Annotated in this window: 19 protein-coding genes and 1 pseudogene; 2 read left to right on the top strand and 18 right to left on the bottom strand. The window is 38.8% G+C overall.

The genetic code is table 11. The annotated features are described in order from the left end of the window. Positions 1 to 14: 14 nt before the first annotated feature. From B2727_RS12470 to B2727_RS12415, 12 genes are all read right to left on the bottom strand, one after another. Entirely contained in the window at positions 15 to 1,034 is a 1,020-nt protein-coding gene (locus B2727_RS12470) for a 2-dehydropantoate 2-reductase (protein WP_033132852.1), read from the bottom strand. Positions 1,035 to 1,153: 119 nt separating this feature from the next. Further along, a complete protein-coding gene (locus B2727_RS12465; RefSeq protein ID WP_033132901.1) occupies positions 1,154 to 1,849 on the bottom strand; it encodes a winged helix-turn-helix domain-containing protein in 696 nt (231 codons plus the stop codon). Positions 1,850 to 2,092: 243 nt separating this feature from the next. Next, entirely contained in the window at positions 2,093 to 2,968 is an 876-nt protein-coding gene (hchA, locus tag B2727_RS12460; protein ID WP_033132853.1) for a glyoxalase III HchA, read from the bottom strand. Between the two features lie 99 nt (positions 2,969 to 3,067). Beyond that, positions 3,068 to 4,081: an NAD(P)H-quinone oxidoreductase gene (locus B2727_RS12455; RefSeq protein WP_033132854.1), complete on the bottom strand. Its 1,014-nt coding sequence runs from the start codon at positions 4,079 to 4,081 to the stop codon at positions 3,068 to 3,070. A gap of 4 nt (positions 4,082 to 4,085) precedes the next feature. After that, positions 4,086 to 4,964: an AraC family transcriptional regulator gene (locus B2727_RS12450; protein ID WP_033132855.1), complete on the bottom strand. Its 879-nt coding sequence runs from the start codon at positions 4,962 to 4,964 to the stop codon at positions 4,086 to 4,088. Positions 4,965 to 5,173: 209 nt separating this feature from the next. After that, complete coding sequence (locus B2727_RS12445; RefSeq protein ID WP_033132856.1) at positions 5,174 to 5,488, bottom strand: hypothetical protein; 315 nt, start codon at positions 5,486 to 5,488, stop codon at positions 5,174 to 5,176. A 70-nt stretch (positions 5,489 to 5,558) separates the two neighbouring features. Beyond that, positions 5,559 to 6,263 carry a GntR family transcriptional regulator gene (locus B2727_RS12440; protein WP_033132857.1) on the bottom strand — a complete coding sequence of 235 codons (705 nt, stop codon included), beginning with the start codon at positions 6,261 to 6,263 and terminating at the stop codon, positions 5,559 to 5,561. 6 nt (positions 6,264 to 6,269) lie between these two features. Further along, entirely contained in the window at positions 6,270 to 9,875 is a 3,606-nt protein-coding gene (uca, locus tag B2727_RS12435) for an urea carboxylase (protein WP_033132858.1), read from the bottom strand. Positions 9,876 to 9,894: 19 nt separating this feature from the next. Next, positions 9,895 to 11,724 (bottom strand): allophanate hydrolase, encoded by a 1,830-nt coding sequence (gene atzF, locus B2727_RS12430; RefSeq protein WP_033132859.1) that lies wholly within the window; start codon positions 11,722 to 11,724, stop codon positions 9,895 to 9,897. 248 nt (positions 11,725 to 11,972) lie between these two features. Continuing rightward, entirely contained in the window at positions 11,973 to 12,329 is a 357-nt protein-coding gene (locus B2727_RS12425; RefSeq protein ID WP_005203818.1) for a winged helix-turn-helix domain-containing protein, read from the bottom strand. A 59-nt stretch (positions 12,330 to 12,388) separates the two neighbouring features. Beyond that, complete coding sequence (locus tag B2727_RS12420; RefSeq protein ID WP_026057450.1) at positions 12,389 to 13,498, bottom strand: S-(hydroxymethyl)glutathione dehydrogenase/class III alcohol dehydrogenase; 1,110 nt, start codon at positions 13,496 to 13,498, stop codon at positions 12,389 to 12,391. 20 nt (positions 13,499 to 13,518) lie between these two features. Beyond that, positions 13,519 to 13,794 carry a metal/formaldehyde-sensitive transcriptional repressor gene (locus B2727_RS12415; protein WP_004653592.1) on the bottom strand — a complete coding sequence of 92 codons (276 nt, stop codon included), beginning with the start codon at positions 13,792 to 13,794 and terminating at the stop codon, positions 13,519 to 13,521. A 297-nt stretch (positions 13,795 to 14,091) separates the two neighbouring features. On the opposite strand from B2727_RS12415, the gene B2727_RS12410 reads away from it, so the two are divergent. Beyond that, entirely contained in the window at positions 14,092 to 15,600 is a 1,509-nt protein-coding gene (locus B2727_RS12410; protein WP_033132902.1) for a phospholipase D family protein, read from the top strand. Positions 15,601 to 15,719: 119 nt separating this feature from the next. Then, positions 15,720 to 16,209: pseudogene (locus B2727_RS12405) on the top strand (pyridoxamine 5'-phosphate oxidase family protein). On the opposite strand, the gene B2727_RS12400 reads toward B2727_RS12405, so the two are convergent. The 6 genes from B2727_RS12400 to B2727_RS12375 all read right to left on the bottom strand — a co-directional run bounded on the left by B2727_RS12400 (position 16,206) and on the right by B2727_RS12375 (position 21,057). Further along, positions 16,206 to 16,829, bottom strand: a complete 624-nt coding sequence (locus B2727_RS12400) for a class I SAM-dependent methyltransferase (protein ID WP_005313613.1) — start codon at positions 16,827 to 16,829, stop codon at positions 16,206 to 16,208. The pseudogene B2727_RS12405 and the gene B2727_RS12400 overlap by 4 nt on opposite strands. A 21-nt stretch (positions 16,830 to 16,850) precedes the next feature. Then, complete coding sequence (locus tag B2727_RS12395; protein WP_005313610.1) at positions 16,851 to 17,441, bottom strand: uracil-DNA glycosylase family protein; 591 nt, start codon at positions 17,439 to 17,441, stop codon at positions 16,851 to 16,853. A gap of 49 nt (positions 17,442 to 17,490) precedes the next feature. Then, entirely contained in the window at positions 17,491 to 17,940 is a 450-nt protein-coding gene (locus B2727_RS12390) for a hypothetical protein (protein WP_033132860.1), read from the bottom strand. Positions 17,941 to 18,679: 739 nt separating this feature from the next. Beyond that, complete coding sequence (locus tag B2727_RS12385; RefSeq protein WP_033132861.1) at positions 18,680 to 19,471, bottom strand: class I SAM-dependent methyltransferase; 792 nt, start codon at positions 19,469 to 19,471, stop codon at positions 18,680 to 18,682. Between the two features lie 78 nt (positions 19,472 to 19,549). After that, positions 19,550 to 19,810 carry a hypothetical protein gene (locus B2727_RS12380; RefSeq protein ID WP_033132862.1) on the bottom strand — a complete coding sequence of 87 codons (261 nt, stop codon included), beginning with the start codon at positions 19,808 to 19,810 and terminating at the stop codon, positions 19,550 to 19,552. A gap of 155 nt (positions 19,811 to 19,965) precedes the next feature. Further along, complete coding sequence (locus B2727_RS12375; RefSeq protein ID WP_033132863.1) at positions 19,966 to 21,057, bottom strand: LLM class flavin-dependent oxidoreductase; 1,092 nt, start codon at positions 21,055 to 21,057, stop codon at positions 19,966 to 19,968. Between the last annotated feature and the right edge of the window lie 90 nt (positions 21,058 to 21,147).

The following is a 21,147-nucleotide window of genomic DNA, read 5'->3' as shown; positions in this document are numbered from 1 at the left end:
ATATGCTATGGCTTTTATTTAAATCCAGTTTTACTCACCGCTTCCAACTGATTTCTAAGTGCTTTGGCTGACCATGCTCTGGGTGTGATTTCAGCTTGTTTAATTAACTCAATCAGCTTTTGATTGATTGGTGCTTTTAAATTTAATTGCGTTGCTAAACGAACAACTTCACCATTAATCCAGTCAATTTCGGTGGCTCGCCCCGCCATAAGATCATCTGCCATTGATGAGCGTGCCAACGGATCAATCGCCAGCATTTTCTTGCTCACGATATTGAAAATAGAATTGGGCAGTTTTAATACAAATGGCACGAACTGTGCTGGTAAAGCGGTCAATTGTGCAGGCTTAATTTTTGCGATTTTAAGTAGCTCTAAAGCTTCAATCTGCGCCATTGCCAAGCATTGACGATAGGCTCGAATTGAAAGTTGCTGTTTGAGTGGTAGCTGAGATAACGCATTCACTGAATTATTCAGATTTAGTAATAGCTTTGCCCATTGAATTGCCTGCATATCATCTTCAAGTTTCAGTTCAAGCTGAGCGCTATTAAATGCGATGACAAGCTCATTCAAGCCCGCATGTTTTTTCACATACAGCGCCCCATCTGTACCTTGATGAAAAACCCCATTTCCCAAAGCAGCGACATTAAAAGGCACCATACCTTCAAGAATTGTATGTTCGGATAAAACCTGCTTTAGAATTCCGACGTTACTTAAGCCATTCTGAAAACTAATAATGATGGTATTTTTCTTAAGAGTTTCTTTTAACTCATGTGCAACTTGTTCGGTTGCGGCAGACTTTACACAGACAAAAATGATATCAGCCTGAGCAGCAATGTTTGGATCAGTACTAAGTTGCAGCTTACTCGCTGGAACACTATTCTTTTCACCTAGATAGTCCGAAACAGTCAGTCCATAGCATTGCAATTGTTGTTGTATTTGGGGACGCACAATAAAGTCAACATCATACCCTGTTGCTGCTAATCTTCCACCAAGATAACATCCAATATTTCCAGCCCCATAAATACATATTTTCATTGATTTTCCTTGCTGGATTCTATTTCTTAACAACATCACTTTAACCCAAAACATGGAGTTAAGTTGTCACTTGGCTGACAAATTTATTTCTAAGCACAGAATTTAAGATTGAGCAAAGTTCATTCAGGAACATCTTCTTTTTCTTTATTTTTTAGTGCCCCATGCCATTCTGCCAATACATAACCCATTCCATAAATGTTATGGATGAGTTTAGGAAGAAAATTACGGTCAATCTTATTTCTTAAACGACTAATCGCCACTTCAATCATTTTAGTGTCTGCATCGTGGGTTATATCCCAAATCTGTGAAGCGATTAATGCTCTCGGTAAGACCTCTCCACGTCTACTCATGAATAACTCAATCAATGCATATTCTTGAGCTGTAAGATTAATCCGTTTTCCCGCTCGGCTTACACTGCGTTTCCATAAATCAAGTTCAAGGTCGGCAACACAAATTCGATTGATTTCATGATTCCACTGCTCTCTACTCAATAGACCTTTGATCCTTGTGAGAAGCTCTACCAAAGTAAATGAAAGGCCAAGCCCTTTCATTCGCTCTTCAATTTGATCACGCGCAATCAAAAACAAAATAGGCATGGTTTTTCCATTCTTGCCCACATCATGCAAAATATTCCAGCCATTTAAACCAGCAAACATAACATCCAAGACCACTAAATCATATTCACTAAACAATAACGCAAGATGCTTACCTGTTATTTCATCTGTGACCCAGTCGACCATATAACCTGCTTCTGATAATGCTTGGTTAAGATAACTCCCTATTTTTTGCTCATCTTCGACTAGTAATATTTTCATCTTAAACCTATTAAAGCCCTGCTTAAGAAGATAATAACGTTGTACTACTTTAAATAGTTTTGAATGACATAAATGTAATTTTGGTGTCATTTCAATGTTCATTTCTGCAATAGATCAATATAAAAATTCAGCTTTTGAAGCAAGATAGATCTGCAAAAAGATGCTTTAAGACGTTTCGCCGAGTTCATAAAAAATAAAAGCCTAGCAATTAAGCTAGGCTTTTAGATATTCCAATAACAAGGTTTATTGAAGATTAGGATCTGCCAATAAAGTTGCCGCGGCAAGTTTTCCTAGATTATTTGAAGCCAATGGGCTATCACCTGTTAATAGTTTACGATCTTGATGAACCTGCCCTGTGATGCCTTTATTTAAGATTTCGACACCTAGCTTTTCAAGATTTTCCCCCACTAACCAAGGCAATTGTCCTGGCATATAGCCGATATCAATATTTGCACCTTTGTCTAGGGAATCAGGGAACACACAAATCTTGTAGTCCTTAAAAATATAATTCTGCGGATCTTCATCTACAGCTGCTGCAAGCAATGAGGCTGGCCCATGACATAACGTAATCACATATTTATCATTTTTAATGGCCCACTTTAATAGCTGTTTGACTTCTTTACTTTCTGGAATCTTAGCAAGAACACCATGTCCACCCGGAATAAAGATACCCGCATAAGGTGAATCTGTACTTAAAGCTTGTTCCAGAATATCTGCTAACTTCAACGGTGCTTTGAGTTGCTTTTCATATTTTTTATACGTATCTAAGACCACTTGTTCTTCATTCGGCATTGCCCACATTTCCAATTTAACTGGATTGCCCGAAAGTGTTGCCACATCAAAGGCAAAACCTGCATTATCCAAGTGGAACATTGGCAATAACATTTCAACTGGATGATTTCCCGTAGAAAAGAATTTTTCGTTTTGCATCAAGATATAACGTTCATCTGTTGCAATCATTAAAATCCGTTTGTCGCCTTGGTATGGATTTGGGTAAGTCGTGCCATCGTAATCTGTTTTTGCCGAGGTGTATTGGCTCAGCGAATATGGCGATGGGAAAAAAGCATTGTCTTCTGCATGGTCTGGACTTGGGTTGCGATCATCAGGATTTGTTGTCATTTTGAGATTCCTCATCAGGTCGTTATGTTTATATGCATACTGCTTGAGTCACCTGCCACACTCAAGTTTTGAGTATGAACAGGCATGGATTGAACACAATTAGGCAAATTCAGACTTAATTTCGAGTACCACTTTGCCCGTATGTTGGCTGCTTTCCAGACATTGATGTGCCTGAGCTACTTCATCAAATGCAAAAGTTTTATAGATCATTGGCTTGCATTGATCCGCTTCAATTAAAGGCCAGACAAACTGCTCAAGTTCTTGGGTAATTTGGGCTTTCTCAACATTGGTTCTGGCACGCATTGTCGAACCTGTGACAACTGCCCGTTTTAACATCAATTCTTGTATATCAAAGCCATCGACTTTTCTGCCACCCATAAAACCGATAATCACCAATCGACCATCACGCTTTAATAATCTCAGGTTTTGATTAAAGTAAGCGGCACCAATAATATCCAAAATCACATCTACACCTTGACCATCGGTTTGGGCCAAAACTTCTTTTTCAAAATCCTGTGTTTTGTAGTTAATTACCTGTGATACTGAAGCTAATTTTTCAACTTTGTCACCACTCCCAACAGTGGAGAAGTTCTTAATACCCATTGCATGACATAAGCTGATTGCTGTGGAACCAATACCACTGGCTCCACCATGGATCAGTACGGTTTCATTCTTTTTCAACTGTCCAATCTGAAATAAATTTGCCCAAACGGTAAAATAGGTTTCAGGGATAGCAGCCGCTTCGACAAAACTCAGATTCTTTGGGATTTTTAAGGTTTGGTTGGCTGGTACCGCACAGTATTCTGCATAGCCACCACCATTCGTCAGTGCACAGACCTTATCACCGACCTTGAACTTTGTGACGTCATCACCCACTTGACTAATTACACCTGAAACCTCTAGCCCAGGGATGGGAGTGACCCCTTTAGGCATTGGGTATAATCCTTGACGCTGTAGAATGTCAGGTCGGTTGATTCCTGTTGCGTAGACTTCAATGAGCACTTCATCTGCTTTAATCTCTGGTCGAGGTCCTTGAGTCACTTGTAATACTTCTGGACCGCCCGCTTGTGTAATTTCGATATATTTCATTTGTTCTACGCTATTTTGATTCATTTAATCATGACTCCATTTGAGTATTAGTATCGGCATGTTTTGGAGGAAAACCAAATTGCTTTTTGAATTCTCGGCTAAATTGAGAAGAGCTCTGATATCCAACAGCATAAGCCGCTTGAGCCACACTTTGGTCTGCGTTTTGCAACAATTGTTTTGCCTTATGCAACCGAACCACTTTCAAATATTGCAATGGTGAATATTGTGTGACTTGTTTAAAGGCCTTATGAAATGCAGAAGTACTCATATTGGCCTGTTCTGCGAGCATCTCAACTGTTAATTTTTCGGTAAAATGATGTTGAATATATTCACAAATTTTATAAATCGGTCTGAGATTGCCCTGAGCGACCAAGCCTGTTAAGGCATCCGCACCTGAATGTTGAATAACGCGATAAAGCAATTCCCTTTTAATTTGATCCCCCAAGATCAATACATCCTGTTCAGACGTCAATGTATTTAATAAACGGATAAGAACATTCGATATCGTTTGATCATACCGGATCACACTCATTCCTGTGGTGAGTGGCTTAAACTGGTAATTTTCAAAATAGGTTTTAGCCAGTAGCTCATTTACAGTATCTGCCTCTAACTTCATGCTGATCGCAATCATTGGTGCTTCTGGACTGGCAATAGTGTCACAATCAAAGGGCATGGAAACTGAGACAATTAAACATTCGCTTTGCTTGAATGAATAAGTCTCTGTGCCGATATAGCCACGTTTTTGCCCTTGCAATACAAACACGAGGGTTGGTTCTTGTAATACTGCAATCGGTGGTGTGTTGTGGTCAACACGCATCAAGGTAATGCCATCAATCGAGGTAGCAAAAAAACCTTCTTTATGTACCAGTTTTAGAAATAAATTGATCAGTGTTTGGTCATTCATCATGTGTCGTCTGATGATTTGAAATGTGATTTTTATTATTAAATAGCAAACAGATAAAAACTGTTAGTTTTATGCAGAATTAGGCATGGAAAAGAGAGTTTTGTGAAGCCTAGCTTTATCTCACTAAAATAATCTCCAAGTTCAGGCACTCTTTCCATACACCTGATGCTCCCCAGTCTTCTCCCTCAAAACCATGATTATTTGACCGTCTCCTAGCTTTCAGATAATTTAAAATATATTTGGTAGTTCTTAAAATATTTATTAATTAAACGGTCTTCCCATTCTTTTACATTATTGCAAGAGGCATCAATAGCTACATTAACACAAGAAAAAGGTGCATCTAGATATTTTGTAAAAACTACAGGAAATCCTTTTTCTTCATAGATATGAGTTGCTAGAACTTTTCCTAAGCCCTCCTCATAAAACTCGAAAAGTTCCAATTTTTGTTCTTCACAAAATTTATATATATTAAGCTCTACAGCTAATATTTCTTGATCGCCCTGCTCAGACCAAATTGATTCCGACATTGTTAACACCTTATTTATGTTATTCGATAATTTAGTTTAGATTTATCGTATAAATACTAACACCGTCAATCTAATAAAACTGACTCGAATCCAACATCTGTAAGGTAATCTTTTTCACTTCATCACGACTTTGCATAATATGCGCTTCAATCGCATTGATCGCTTGTTCAGTGTGTCGATCGAAAATAAAACCCAAGATTTTTTGATGTTCTTGATAAGTTGCGTCAATCCGATAATCTTTAGAAAAATCCAAACGGCGAATAATCCGAATACGCTCACTTAAGTCTCGATGAATCCGCGCCATTTCATTATTACCTGAAGCTCGGACCAAAGCACAATGAAAATCCTCATCTTGCTGAGAAAGTTGTTTAATGTCTTTTAAATACTCAGAAGGTTGTATTAACCAGAGGTCTTTTAACACCGACAGCTCAACCGAATTGTGGTGGTCAATCTGACAGAGTTTCCGAATTGAATCTTTTTCTAGAACAATACGCACATCGTATAGCTCTTCATAGTAACGAAAATTGAGCGGTCGAATCTGCCAACCGCTCCGAAAACTCACATCAACATAGCCCTCTTGTTGCAAGCGATACAAGGCTTGTCGGATTGGGGTCCGACTCACATCATAGGCTTTGGCAACTTCTGACTCAGTAAAGCGTTCACCTGGCATCAATTTGAAATCAAAAATATCATTCTTGATGCGTTGGTAAACCAGCTCAGACAAATTGTCTGAGCCTTTAGTTGTACTTTTTATGTTGATGTTCGCTTCTTTCATTCAAGCTTATTCCATATAGACCAATGGTTCACCACTGTGTACGGTTTGCCCTGCTCTACAAATAATGGCCTTAACAATACCATCCTCTTCCGCATAGACAGGTAACTCCATTTTCATGGCTTCAATAATAGCAACAGTTTCACCTTTTTTAATCTCTTGACCATGTTCCACAAAGATCTTCCAGATATTACCTGTCATTGATGCATTTAAAGAAGAAAGATGGCTGTAATCGACCTGATTGGCTTGTTCTACATGCTGTTCAGGTTGTGCAGCAAATTCCTCTTTCCAGCGACTCACCTCAGTACTAAAGGCCTGTTGTTGCTTCTCCTTAAATGCAGCAATACTTTCAGCCTCTTTGTCTAAGAACTGCACATAGTCGGCATAGTCAAACTCAGTTTCTTCAATCTGAATTTGAGCGCGACCATTTTCAAAATCTGCGCGCCACTCATTCAGTTCAGCTTCAGTCACAGGGAAATATTTAATCTGGTCAAAGAATTGCAAGAACCATTGTTTATCACCAAATTGCTTGTTCTTTTTAAACTTGTTCCAGATCGGCAACGTTCGCCCAATCAGCTGATAACCACCCGGTGAATCCATACCATAAATACACATGTACATCCCACCAATACCAACAGTACCTTCCGCAGTAAAAGTACGTGCAGGATTGTACTTAGAGCTGAGTAAACGGTGACGTGGATCAATCGGCACCGCACATGGCGCTGTTAGATAGACATCGCCCAAACCGAGTACTAAATAATTGGCGTCGAAAATAATGTCTTTGACTTCATCTCGATGTGCAAGCCCATTAATTCGTTGGATAAAATCAACATTATTCGGCAACCACGGCGCTTTAGCACACACACTTTCCTGATAACGCTCCACTGCACCTAAAGTCGCACTGTCCTCAAACGCCATTGGCAAATGTACAATACGCGATGGAATCTTAAGCTGGCTTAAATCGCCCATTTCATCTTCAAGTTTAAGCAATTGATGAATGAGCTCAGCTTGAGGAATCACCAGACCATCATATTTGATTTGTAGTGAACGTACGCCCGGTGACAGTTCCAAAACACCTGCAAGATTGGCATCACGGATCATTTGAATCAGTTGATGCACACGCAGACGAAGCGCCAAATCTAAAACATTTTCACCATATTCGAGTAAGATATAGCTATCACCTGCTTGGCGATACACAGTTTTTGGTGATAAATCAGTTGGTTCACGTTGAGCCAAAATGGTGGTAAACACGTCTTGAACAGGTTCAATGGTTTCAACGACTTTGGTGGCATCTGCAAAGTTCTGAATATTATCGATTTGCTTACGCTCTAACGCATTGGCTTGTTCCGCCGTGATAGGATAAAAACGGATTTTGTCATCGGCTTTCAGTTGGCCTACTTTCCATAACTCGGCTTTGGCAATGGTCACAGGACAAACAAATCCACCAAGACTAGGACCATCTTTTGCCAAAATCACAGGGAAATCACCGGTAAAGTTGATCGCACCAATGGCATATTCACAGTCATGCACATTGGATGGATGTAGACCGGCTTCACCGCCATTCTCTCTTGCCCAGCTCGGTGTCGGACCTGAAAGTCTGACCCCTAAACGGTTTGAGTTAAAGTGAACCGTCCACTCAGAGGCAAAGAATTCTTCCACATATTCAGGTTTAAAGAAATCAGGTGCGCCGTGCGGTCCATACAGCACTGCGATTTCCCATTCATTGCTGTATTCTGGAATGAGATCTTTGGATAAGGCTTGTGGTGTCTCCGTTGCCAGCGGTAATTCCGCACTGGCAAGTTCTGCATCAACCATTTTGATCATGTCGCCAACACGTAAAGTCCGTCCTGCATGACCACCAAAATTACCTAATGCAAAGGTTGATCGGCTACCCAAATATAGGGGTACATCCAGTCCATCACGCACGGCTAAGTAAGTACGGCAGCCGGAAGCCACTTGACCTATTTTTAAAGTTTGACCTGCTTTGACCTTAATCGGTTGCCAAAAAGCAATAAGTTGATCATCTAGCACAGCAGTACAGCTCGCGCCTGTGAGTGCAATGGTGGTATCAGCATGGAACTTTAAGCTTGGCCCCACCAAGGTAAATTCAAACCCAGCTGCTTTTGCATCATTACCCACAATGCGATTAGCCAGTTGGAATGCATAATCATCCATAGGACCTGATGGCGGTACACCAATATCCCAATAGCCTGTACGCCCTGGATAGTCTTGAATTGAACTGAGTGTACCTGCTTGGATCACTTCAATGACTTTTGGTGAATAGTCAAAATCATCCAGCATACGTGTCCAGATTTGCATGGATTCAAATCGTTGGTCAGAAACAATCGCACGTGCATAGTCCAAGTTGGTGCTGATGCCATTTAAACGTGTTTCAGCTAAAACCACTTTTAGTTTTTCAATCGCAGTAGCTCGATCTTCCGCATGCACAATAATCTTGGCAATCATTGGATCAAAATACTGGGAAATTTCGGTGCCTGTTTTCACCCAAGTATCAACACGAATACCTTCTGGAAATGAGACTTCTGTAAGCACACCCGGACTTGGCTGGAAATTTTTAACAGGATCTTCAGCATAGACTCGGACTTCAATTGCAGCCCCTTGCGGTTGGATATTGCTGAGATACTCCCAATCCAATGCATCGCCAGCCGCGACTTTGAGCATACACTCGATCAGGTCAAGACCTGTCACCATTTCCGTTACTGGATGCTCCACCTGTAAACGAGTATTCACTTCAAGGAAATAAAACTCATCCCGCTTGGCATCATAAATAAACTCAACCGTTCCTGCACTGCGATAATTCACAGAGCGCCCCAGTTCTACTGCAGCTTGATGTAACTTTTTACGGGTTGCTTCAGGTAAGTTCGCCGCAGGTGTTTCTTCAACCACTTTTTGGTTACGACGTTGCAATGAACAATCACGCTCACCAAACGCAACTACTTGACCTTTACCATCCCCAAAAATCTGTACTTCGACATGACGTGCTTTATCAATAAAGCATTCAATAAAAACACCTGCGTCTTTAAAGAACTGCTCACCTAGGCGTTTCACGCTTTCATACGCATCTGCTAGTGCTTGTGGGGTGTCGCAACGGGTCAGGCCAATACCACCGCCACCCGCAGTGCTTTTGAGCATGATTGGATAACCAATCCGCTCAGCCGCAGTCAATGCTTCCTCCAAACTGTCCAACAAGCCTGTACCAGGAGTCATTGGTACATGCGCCGCTGCGGCAAGTTCACGTGCACGGTGTTTTAGACCAAATTCTAGAATCTGTTCTGCAGTTGGCCCCATAAAGGCAATGTTATTTTCTTCACAAGCACGAGAGAAATCTGCACTCTCAGACAGAAAACCATAGCCCGGAAAAATTGCTTCTGCCCCAGTCTGTTTAGCGGCTTGAATCAGTTTTTCGATACTCAAATAAGTATCAGCTGGTTTTAAACCATCTAGTGCAATTGCGACATCTGCATCCTGTACATGCTGTGCATAACGGTCGCTGTCCGAATAAACCGCGACACTGGTAATGCCTAATTTTTTCAGCGTTCGAATTGCTCTAACAGCAATTTCACCACGGTTTGCAATAAGTACGGTCTTAAACATGATGATTTCCCCCTAAAAATTAATTGGCTGCATTTGCTACTTGGTTATTGCGATGTTGGATATACGCTCTCCAACCGCCAAAATGGCTGATATTCTCCGCATCGCCTAAGCCATAGGGTTCACAAATAAAACCTTTAACCCAACGGCCATCTTCAAGTTCGACATTGCCCATACCCAATGGGGTTGGAATTTCTGCTACAAACTCACCGAAGCGTGCTGTTGGTACATCCCAAAGCTCGACAATGATGCTTTGTCCATCTTGCTGACGAGCCAAACCTGGTTTTGGCGGAACCGTGCCATTCAAGGCATACAGCGCATAATCCTGAGAGGTTTTGGTGGTTTCGACATGCACGGCACCACGCGTGGTGAGTTGGAAATTCAGTGGCATTCCCGTTAGATGTGCCCCTACAACCGCAACACGAATATGGTGAGGAGACAGCAAAGTCGGTGCACTTGCTACAGCTAATGTCTTATCTAAAGCACCGAGTTTCAGTGCTAAATAGTTCTGCCATGCTTTGCCGAAATGCACCAAGGCTGCATCATGCCAAGCAGGTGCAATTAAGGTGATACCAAAAGGTAAGTTGTCAGCTCTAAAGCCTGCAGGTAATGCCAAGGCACTTAAATCAGCGAGGTTGGTGAAATTGGTATACGTGCCGAAATGCGCGTTGTATTCAATCGGGTGCTGTTGTATTTGTTCAATGGTATAAATCGTTGGTGAAGTTGGCACGATCAAGGCATCAAACTCAGCCAAGCTAGCTTGGATTTTTCGAGTCAAATCCTGTTTTAAATATTCAGCATTGTAGGCATCCACTGCTGAATATTTTTCACCTTGTTGAATAATTTCTAAAACGGTCGGATCAAAATCAGCAGCATTGGTTTTGAGGAGATCGGCAGCCGCTGCAGTGCGTTCTGCCACCCAAGGGCCTTGATAAAGTTGTGCTGCAAGTTGCTCAAAAGCAGAAAAATCAATTTGAGTAATTTCAGCATTTAAGCTTTCCAGTAATTGAATGGTGTGTTGAAAGGCTTTTTCTGCTTGCTCGTCACCAAAGAAGTTCAATTTATTCGGAATGGCAAATTTCAATTTGCTGGAAAAACGTGCAGGTACGTTTTTAGGATGCTGACGTGAATAGCTATCTAAAGTGTCATAAGCTTCGACTTGAGCAGCCACCAATTCAGCATCAGTCACTGTGAGAGCAAAGATTGAAATACAATCAATACTTTTTACTGCAGGTAATAAACCACGATTAGAAAAGCGCCCTTTGGTTGGCTTTAAACCGACAATATTATTAAATGCTGCTGGCACACGTCCTGACCCAGCGGTATCTGTTCCTAAAGAAAATGGAACTAAACCTCTTGCTACCACACTGGCAGAACCTGAACTTGAACCACCACTGACATATTCAGGTTTAAAACTATTCGGTACAGCCCCAAATGGCGAACGTGTGCCAACTAAGCCTGTGGCAAATTGATCAAGATTGGTTTTGCCAACGACAATCGCTCCTGCTTGTTTAAGTAATCGAACCGTTTCAGCATCTTGTGTTGCAACACGATTCAATGCCTTGCATGCTGCCGTGGTAACAAAACCAGCGACATCAATATTGTCTTTGACTGCAAACGGCACACCATAGAGAGGAAATTGTTTTTGCAGATTTTCCGCATCTTGAGTCAATTGCTTTAAAGATTGAATTTGTTGCTCAACTAAATCTGCACTCGCAAGAGAAATCCAAGCAACGTCCTTAGGATCAAGTGCTGAAACTAACTCCTGCAAAATATCGAGTTGAATTTCTTGCTTTAAATACGCTGTTTGCCATTCAGAAATTGTCCAGCCTAAAGTTTTTATTTCGCTCACTTTATGAATCCTATCTTGTATACAAGTTTGAATAGATAAAAGCAGAAAGCGTGCCAAAAGTATTTTTAATATATAAATCAATAACTTAGTAAAAAACTAAAATACTAGTTCGTTTGAATGGTTAATGATGGTGCTAAAAAGATTCGACAAAAATACCTATGCGCTATAACTCAGCAAATTTTTATTGAGAGAGAAAGGATCAAAACAAAGACCATGAAATACTATTTAAATTATTTATATTTATAAGATTATTTATTTACTTTTAGATAGTTAGCTAGATCTTCAAACTCAGTTGCGACAGCCTGAATTGCTTGCTGCTCCATGGCTCTAAACTTCTTGAGCACCACTTGCCCCAATTCGGTTAGCACTGCACCACCACCATGCGTTCCGCCTGTTTGGGTATCGACCAGATTGGAATGAAAGCATTGATTCATGGTATCCACCAATTGCCATGCACGGCGATAACTCATATCCATAGATTTCGCGGCTTGGGATATTGATCCTGTACGATGGATTGCTTCAAGTAGCTCAGCTTTACCTGGACCAAAAGCAATCTGCTCATCAGATAAGATTCGCACATGTAGCTTTAATTGTGCTTTTGACATTGCATATTACCCAAGATTTGATGATGTATTTCACACCATCAAATCCTATCATTTTTAAATTAGAAGTGAATCACGGTACGAATCGACTTACCTTCATGCATTAGGTCAAAGGCATGATTAATATCGTCCAACGGCATGGTATGCGTTACAAATGGTGCCAACTCAATTTCACCTTTCATTGCATCTTCTACCATTTTCGGTAATTGGCTACGGCCTTTTACCCCACCGAAAGCAGTTCCCATCCATTTACGTCCTGTCACCAACTGGAATGGACGTGTTGAAATTTCCTGACCTGCACCTGCAACCCCAATAATCACCGATTGTCCCCAACCGCGATGTGCGCATTCCAAAGCTGAACGCATCACATTGGTATTGCCGATACATTCAAAAGAATGGTCAACGCCCCAACCTGTCATTTCAACAATCACTTGTTGAATTGGCTGATCATAATCTTTTGGATTTAAGAAGTCAGTTGCACCAAACTGCTTTGCCAGTTCAAATTTATCTGGATTGGTATCTACTACAATAATACGTCCAGCTTTGGCCTGACGTGCACCTTGTACTACAGCAAGACCAATACCCCCCAAACCAAACACAGCAACGCTATCGCCCTCTTGTACCTTCGCCGTGTTATGTACCGCACCAATCCCTGTGGTTACACCACAACCGAGTAAACACACTTGTTCATGGTTGGCTTCTGGATTAATTTTTGCCAAAGACACTTCTGCAACGACGGTATATTCACTAAAGGTTGAACAACCCATATAGTGATAAATCGGTTGTCCATTATAAGAAAAACGTGTTGTGCCATCTGGCATCACACCTTTACCTTGAGTTGCACGAACAGCAACGCATAAATTGGTTTTTCCCGATTTACAGAACAAACATTCCTTACATTCAGCGGTATACAACGGAATCACATGGTCACCGACTGCAACACTGGTCACACCTTCACCAACTTGCACCACTACTCCAGCACCTTCATGACCCAACACTGCTGGGAAAACACCTTCTGGATCATCACCTGATAAAGTGAAGGCATCGGTATGGCACACTCCTGTATGGGTAATTTTAATCAGGACTTCACCCGCTTTAGGTGGTTCAACATCAAGCTCTACGATTTGTAATGGTTCGCCTGCGGCAAAGGCAACGGCTGCACGAGATTTAATCACAATGACACTCCTGAATTTTACTTTAAATAAGATTTAAGAATTTTACTGACTTGAATGAGCTCTTGACTGCGTTGCAACTCGGACGATTCACCAACAACTAAGGTATCTTTGAGGTGAATTTCGAGAAGTTCCGTCATCAAACCATTTAATGCTCCACGAACTGCACAGATTTGCTGCAAAATATCAGCACATTCTGTGTCATTTTCCAATGCACGTTCCACACTCTGAACCTGACCTTGAATTCGTCTTACACGCGTGAGAATCTTTTTTTTATCCTCTAACTGTTTAGGCATAATGTTGACCACATTAAATCTAAAAATATACTATACACCAGTATAGTACTTAAGCTCAATATTTGTTGATCTAGATTCTATTAAGGCTGTGTCCATTGGAGTGTATTTACATAGAAAATTAGATTATTGAAATGATAACCCATTGATTATCTTTATAATTACATTTCACCCTTGGAACAAAACGGCATTTAGATATATAAGAAAATCAATCATCTATACATTACTGTTGGATCCACACGCTTGATCAATAAAATGATAAACAATTCATACCATTTTAAGATAATGACACTTGTTATCATGTTAGGAATTGGTGGCTGTTCTTTGCCACCCAATCAGAACCATGATCGGAGTAACTCCTTGCATACGAAAACAAAGTGGATGAATGATCCACAAGCCGATCTTAATATTGAAAAAGGTTTAACTGCATTTTTAGCATTGGATGATGCCTTTTTAAGTATTGCTTCCCGTATTCATTTAATTCGAAATGCCAAGCATCAATTGGATTTACAATATTATATTTGGAATGACGATGCCATTGGCAACATGATGCTGCATGAGTTGCTCAAAGCAGCTGATCGCGGAGTAAAAGTCCGTTTATTGATTGATGATCAGAATGGCATAAAACTAGATAAAACCTTAAAAGCCCTCGCCCAGCATCCAAATTTTGAAATCCGTATTTTCAATCCTTATAAGTTTAGGCACTTACGTTTTATTGATTATGTATTTAGACTGAAACAGATTAATCATCGTATGCACAATAAGCTCACTATTGCCGATCATTCAATCGCAGTAACGGGTGGGCGCAATATCAGTAGTGAATATTTTGAGGCTAGTGACCAGTTTCAGTTTAGCGACATGGATATTTTGTTCTACGGTAAAGCCGTTGATCGAACAGAACAGGTCTTCGATGAATTCTGGTCAGATAAACTCAGCTATTCAACACAACAATTAATGGGTTCTGGTACGCCTCAACAACTGGAAAGTTTAAGAAATACTTATAAAGCCTTAGATCAAGTGGATACACCCACCGAAGATAAACTCGAAGCCGCTCAAGATTATTTAAAATTACGTCTACAAAATTATCCAATCCAATGGGCAAAAGCACATTTTGTCGCAGATCATCCGAATAAGGCCTTAGGACAAGCCAAAGATCAGGAGCTTTTATATGCTCAAGTTCTGAACATTATGGGTAAACCAGCACAACATATGGAATTAGTCTCGGCTTATTTTGTTCCTACAAAACAAGGAACCACCTACCTCAATCAGCTCTCCAAAGATGGTATCCAAGTCCGTGTATTGACCAATAGCTTGGTGGCCAATGATGTCGCCGTGGTGCATTCTTTTTACAGCCAATACCGTAAACCACTTTTACAAAATGGCGTACAACTGTATGAGTTTAAACCGAATATTGAACGTAAAAAACGGACTTGGTATGAAATTGCGACAGGGAGCGTGATTCCTGTAAAAGGTAAGAACCGTTCAAGTTTGCATGCCAAATTTTTTGATGTTGATGGAAAAGTTTTTATTGGTTCGTTTAACTTTGACCCACGCTCTGCCCATTTAAACACTGAAGTTGGTTTAGTAGTGGAATCTGATCATTTACAAGACCAAATCACCGCCATGCTGGATCAGCATTTATTACAAGTGGCTTATCAGCTCAAATTAGATCAAAACGGCAATATTGTGTGGTATGAACATAAAGAAAATGGTGAGGTTATTGAGCACCATCACGATCCTGAAAGTACCAGATTCCAACGTTTTACCATGCACTTTGTGTCTTATTTTCCCGTTGAATGGATGATGTAAATCATCCATTCAATAAGATTTAATTTGCTGAATTGACCTCTTTTTTCATTCTAAAGAGCGATATTTTTTTAATTATTTTGTGCTAAGTTACGATTATAATTAACATAAAAGATAACCATATGATTTCGGAAAAAGATTGGAAAAAATATTCAGCAAGTATTTGCTGTTGCACACAAGTCATCTTTACATGCGTCTATTGCAACAGTAGATCCTTCAGGGCAGCCGACCATCACCCCTATAGGCACAATCTTTTTAAATGACAACCAAACCGCTTATTTCTTTGATACATATACTGAAAAGCTAAGTGAGAACCTTATTCAAAACACCCAAGCTTGTATTCAAGCGATTAATACCAATAGGTGGTTCTGGTTAAAGTCCTTCATCAAAGGTCATTTTGATCATCATTTTGGCATACGCTTATATGTCGAAATTGGTGATTTACGTCCAGCCACGGAACAGGAAAAGCTTGCCGTTGATCGGCGGACTAAACCGCTACAATCGACAAAAGGAAGTCAATTGATTTGGTCTGAATTTACTCATGTAAGAGAATTCAAAATCAATACGTTTAGATGGGTTAAATATCCTCGGATGATGGCACATTTAACTTAACCCAAAGTCATTTCAAACAAACACAGCCCTTCTATCTCTAACGGCATCTTAATCTGTGTAAAAGATGCCTGTTCAAGTGCATCCAAATGCTCTTGTTTGGTCATATAAAGCTGATCATTTTGCATCGCATGTGCTGCACACAAATGATCACACACTAAATAATAGCCTTGAGGTTTTAATAGGGTTTTTACGATTTTATGAAAATCGGTTGCATAGCATTTATGTCGAAGCTCATGTAATGCTTGATGGATAATAATCAAATCATACTTCTGAGAGAATGTATTCTGCCAATCAGCAGCTTTAAAGCTTCCAATAATATAGGTTGCCTGTGCTCTTTCAACAGTATTGAGCTTTTCTTGTGCTAGTTGATGCATCGCTTCTGAAAAATCAAAAGCAGTATATTCAATGTTAGTAAGCTGTGAGAGCAAATGTTGGGCTAAAAAACCAGGCCCAGAACCAAGTTCTAGTACCTGATATTGTTCAGAAACATGCTGTCTAATGAGATTGGCATAATACTCAAAGAAGTCCTTGCGCCACGGCCTTTTTATATTCGCCGTTTCTTGCCATTCCAAAGCATCAGCGAAATTTCTTAAATCAATTGGGCTTGCGACATCCTGCATTTATTTCCCCCTTATTTATATTTATACCAAGCCAATTTGTTCAAAAAATTGCTTATAGGCTTCAGCTTTCTTTTCCAGTGCTAATGGATAGGCTCGCGATGATGACGGTAATCGGTATAAATTCAGCTCTCGATCAGCATAATTTACCTGCACCGACTGTCCAATCATAGGCTTACTAGCTTGCTCTGGAAAGTGTAACATCAGCGTATCTGTTGCTTTATCGCCTGTAGTCATGATGGTATGGCACATTGGAATTTGTTCCAGTAATTTGGATAAATCTGTAGGCGTGACAATTTCTAAAAATTTATCAGAAGCATTACCTTGCAAACGTTTCACTTGATAGGCTGTGTCAAAAATTCCTACACCAATTTGAGTTAAGAACTCACGAATCAGTTGCTCTTTAAAGTTTTTATTGGGCAAATCTAAAAAGTGATCTTTATCATTAAAAAAGATCAGACCAAAGATTCGCCACATATCATTTTGATAGTTCGGATAGTAAAAATCCATCTTCCAGCGAGTTTGCGGCGGCGGAAAACTGCCCAACATTAGTAGCTTTGCAGTCACAGGTAAAAAAGGTTGCAATGGATGTGTTTCTATTTCTATATCAGTCATTTATATAAAGAGCCAAATTTTAAATTGAGTGAAAAATCTTTTGAATTTATTATAGTAAATTACATTGTTTATGAATAATCAACTGCTTAGCTACACTTTCTCTTTTATCATAATTATTTTCGCTCAAGTCATTCACTAATTGATTGGTTTTATTTTCTATCTCATTTTGTTGTTTACCAAGCAAAAAACCAGCATACACATCATTGTTGATTTTATAGTGTGTATTCAAATCCATTAAAAATTGATCAACTTTTTTATCTTTTTTTAATTCTTTAATTGTAAATTTAGAAATTTCAAATCCGTGAGCCATAGCTATTACACCTAACCTTTTTGCATTATTATCATTTTTTGCAATATTGTTTAATTCTGAACAACTAAAAGCTAATTTTATTAATTCTGATTTCATAAAAAACTCATCTTTAGTCAATTCTTCTTTACCATAAGTCGACTGAGCCATAAATAGAATTAATATCATTAAATTTTTGAATTTTGCATTCATCTAATTTGTCCTAAAAAACACGATAATTTTTAAGGAAATGTAACATTTTTAAAGTTTAGATGATATGGATTAAGTGTTTATACCTAGATAATTTTTCCACAGATATCTTTTACTCCTGTTGGGTAGATATTCTGTAATTTAGAGCGGTCAGTGACCAGTTCCGTATAAAATTGATTACTTATAATATTTAAAGTGGATGGAATATTTTTACTCCTAGGCCAACTAAAAAATTTTCTTCTGCTTTTTTTTGAAATATACACCGATACAACCTAAGTCACATCCATTGAATTCCACAGCAACTTATTGAATATATTGATTAATGTAAAACCTATCTAGGCTCTATTGTTCAAATCAATATTGCTAATCTCACCTTTATTTATCAAGTATTTTTAAATTGGGTGAATTAACCTTAAAAAATCTTTCTTTACTAACGAACTTGCCTCATAGTTTTTATTTATTCCAAATAAAACAGCAATCTCTAAAACTGGCATTTTATTAAATTAGGGACTTACAACATCTGCTTTCTTAAGCATTAAATTGTAATTGAGTCAATCCACCTAAATAGAAAATGAATACCAATAATATTTCTGTTCAGACATTTGTTATTCTCAAGTTTAATTATTGAGCTAACTTTATAGCATAAAAAGTAAAGAGGCTTACTCAAAATTCATCACTTTTTTCATATAACATCCAAAAAATTAAAGAGTTTCAAAAAACAAGTTATTAATATTTAATAAATTTATTGGTTCTTTTCACCCAATATTGAGAACATTAATGGTAATTTTTTGCCAAAATGCTCAATCCTGTATTTTTCATTCTCTTTCGTCATATTGGCAAAACAATTATAGAATGAGTAATCATATTCTTTGAATTCCAGAACATTTATTCCATGATTGATTAAACTTGTAAATATTTCACTCAGGCTATGATTCCAAGTGATTGCTTGATAGTCTATTTCTGCTGATTTATCTGCATAAGAGCCAGTAGATGTTTCACTTATAGGGTCGTTTTTGAAGTAGCTATATGTTATATTTTTAATTTGATCATCAAACATCCATATGATTGGATGAAATTCAACAATTAAAAATTTACCTCCAATTTTTAAGAAATTGGATATCACCTTAGCCCATAAATCTAAATTTTCTAACCATCCTATAACGCCATAACTCGTAAATACGTAATCATATTTTTTGTCTAAAATATTGGGTAGTTCATAAATATTAGAGCAAATAAAGTCGACATTTAAACCCAGTTCATCGTTAAACTCTTTAGCTTTTTTAATGGCTTCTTCTGAAAAATCTATAGCTGTAACATTAGCTCCAAGTTGAGCCAAAGACATAGAATCTTGTCCGAAATGACATTGTAGGTGTAGTATGGATTTTCCTGAAATATCTCCTAAAATACCCAGTTCTATTGGGTTTAGCGTGTTTCTTCCTCTTAGAAAGGAAATATTGTTATAAAAATCGCTCTTGATATGCGCATTTGTTTTTAAATTCCAAGCATGCTTATTGATACTGATATAGTCACTCATCTTTTACCCTTTTAAGAACTTAAAAGTTTGTTTTAATTATAAAAAGAAAGCCCTGAAGGGCCTTCTTTTACATCTAACCTAAGCATTAAATTGTGATTGAGCCATTTCACCTAAATAGCAAATTGAGATCGCAAATAAATTCTCTGGCTGAGCCGTAGGATCATTCTTTTGGATCCACTCGGCGCCAATGACGCTTAATTCATTCAATTTAGATTTAGAAACTGGTGGCAAGAATGTTTCTAGCGGTAGCTGAATACTAAAATTTCTGGTATTGCCATTATTACTCTTATCATTAAATGTATAAGCAATTAAGTACCAATGATATTTCTGTTCAGACATTTGTTATTCTCAAGTTTAATTATTGAGCTAATTTTATAGCACAAAAAGTAAAGATGCTTACTCAAAATTCATCATTTTTTTCATATAAATAAAGGACTCGCAACAAATTGAGATAATCTTTGATACATCAAAAGATCATCTCAAACTCCATAAGCCTAAGCTTTCAGTAAGCCTCTGTCCTTTAAAATCGGTAAAACATGATCCCTGAAATATGGAAATTCTTGGGTGTAGTTGAGAAAAGACAAGGTGCTACCTGAAAAACCTGTTTCACCTAACAGTATCAGCCCTTCTGCCACTTGTTCAGGCGTCCCAACCAACGGAAAACCACCATGACCTACGGCAATACGTTGGCGTAATTGTTCACGTAAATCAGCTGGAAAAGATTTGCAAAACGAAAATAAGGTATCCATCAATTGCTCTATCGCACCGTGATCAGCATTATTTAATTGCCGATCCCACTCAGCTTTGGCTTCTTCTTCAGTAGCGCGGCAAATCACATGGGCAAAGGTCAGGACTTTAATTTTCCGACCTAATGTTTCGGCTTCATCTTTAAGTTCTTTAATTTCTGTCATTGAACGCGCTAGATCGGCAGCGGGCGTAAATAAAAAATCTGAATTTTTAATGGCGAACTCACGTCCTTCTTTTGAACCAGCGGCATTAAAAATGGGTGGAAAAACTTGAGGAGCTGGTTTTCCATAAGTGCCTTGCGTTTGAAAAAATTTACCGTCCCAGTTGAATGGCTCAGTGCTTTGCCATGTTTTTTTAATTAATTCATACCATTCTTGTGCATAACCGTATCGTGTCTCATGATCATCAGGCAATTGTAAACCCATCGCGTCGTATTCAGGCTTATTCCACCCTGCGACGATATTTAAACCGACACGATTATCACTGACTTGGGCCATAGTTGCGATTTGTTTTGCGACCACAATTGGATGATTCAGCACGGTATGCAAAGTAGCGAAGATCTGAATATTTTTAGTTTTTGCCAATAATGCAGATGTCCATGTCACGGTCTCTAATACTGTTCCATGAAAATCCTTTTTGCCACCATGACCAATAAAACGTGCCGCGGATAACATGAAATCAATTCCAGCATCATCGGCCATTTGCGCTAATTCTAAATTTTGGCTCCAGCTGGCATCCCAGCCATCATCTAGAGTTGAAGGTGTTAAACCTCCAGAACAATTAGAGGCAAAAATGCCCAATTTAAAATGATCAGATAAATTGAAGTTGTGTTGATGCATGTTTTTTTCCTTTTTAATATATATCGTTAAAATGTGGAATGGGAAAATCAACTTCCCAAAAAAAACCAACCTTTATCAAAGTAAGGAGTT

Origin of the sequence: Acinetobacter sp. UBA991, from assembly GCF_002292065.1 — a bacterium.
Taxonomy (GTDB): domain Bacteria; phylum Pseudomonadota; class Gammaproteobacteria; order Pseudomonadales; family Moraxellaceae; genus Acinetobacter; species Acinetobacter higginsii.
This window is presented reverse-complemented; position numbering and strand designations above follow the sequence as displayed.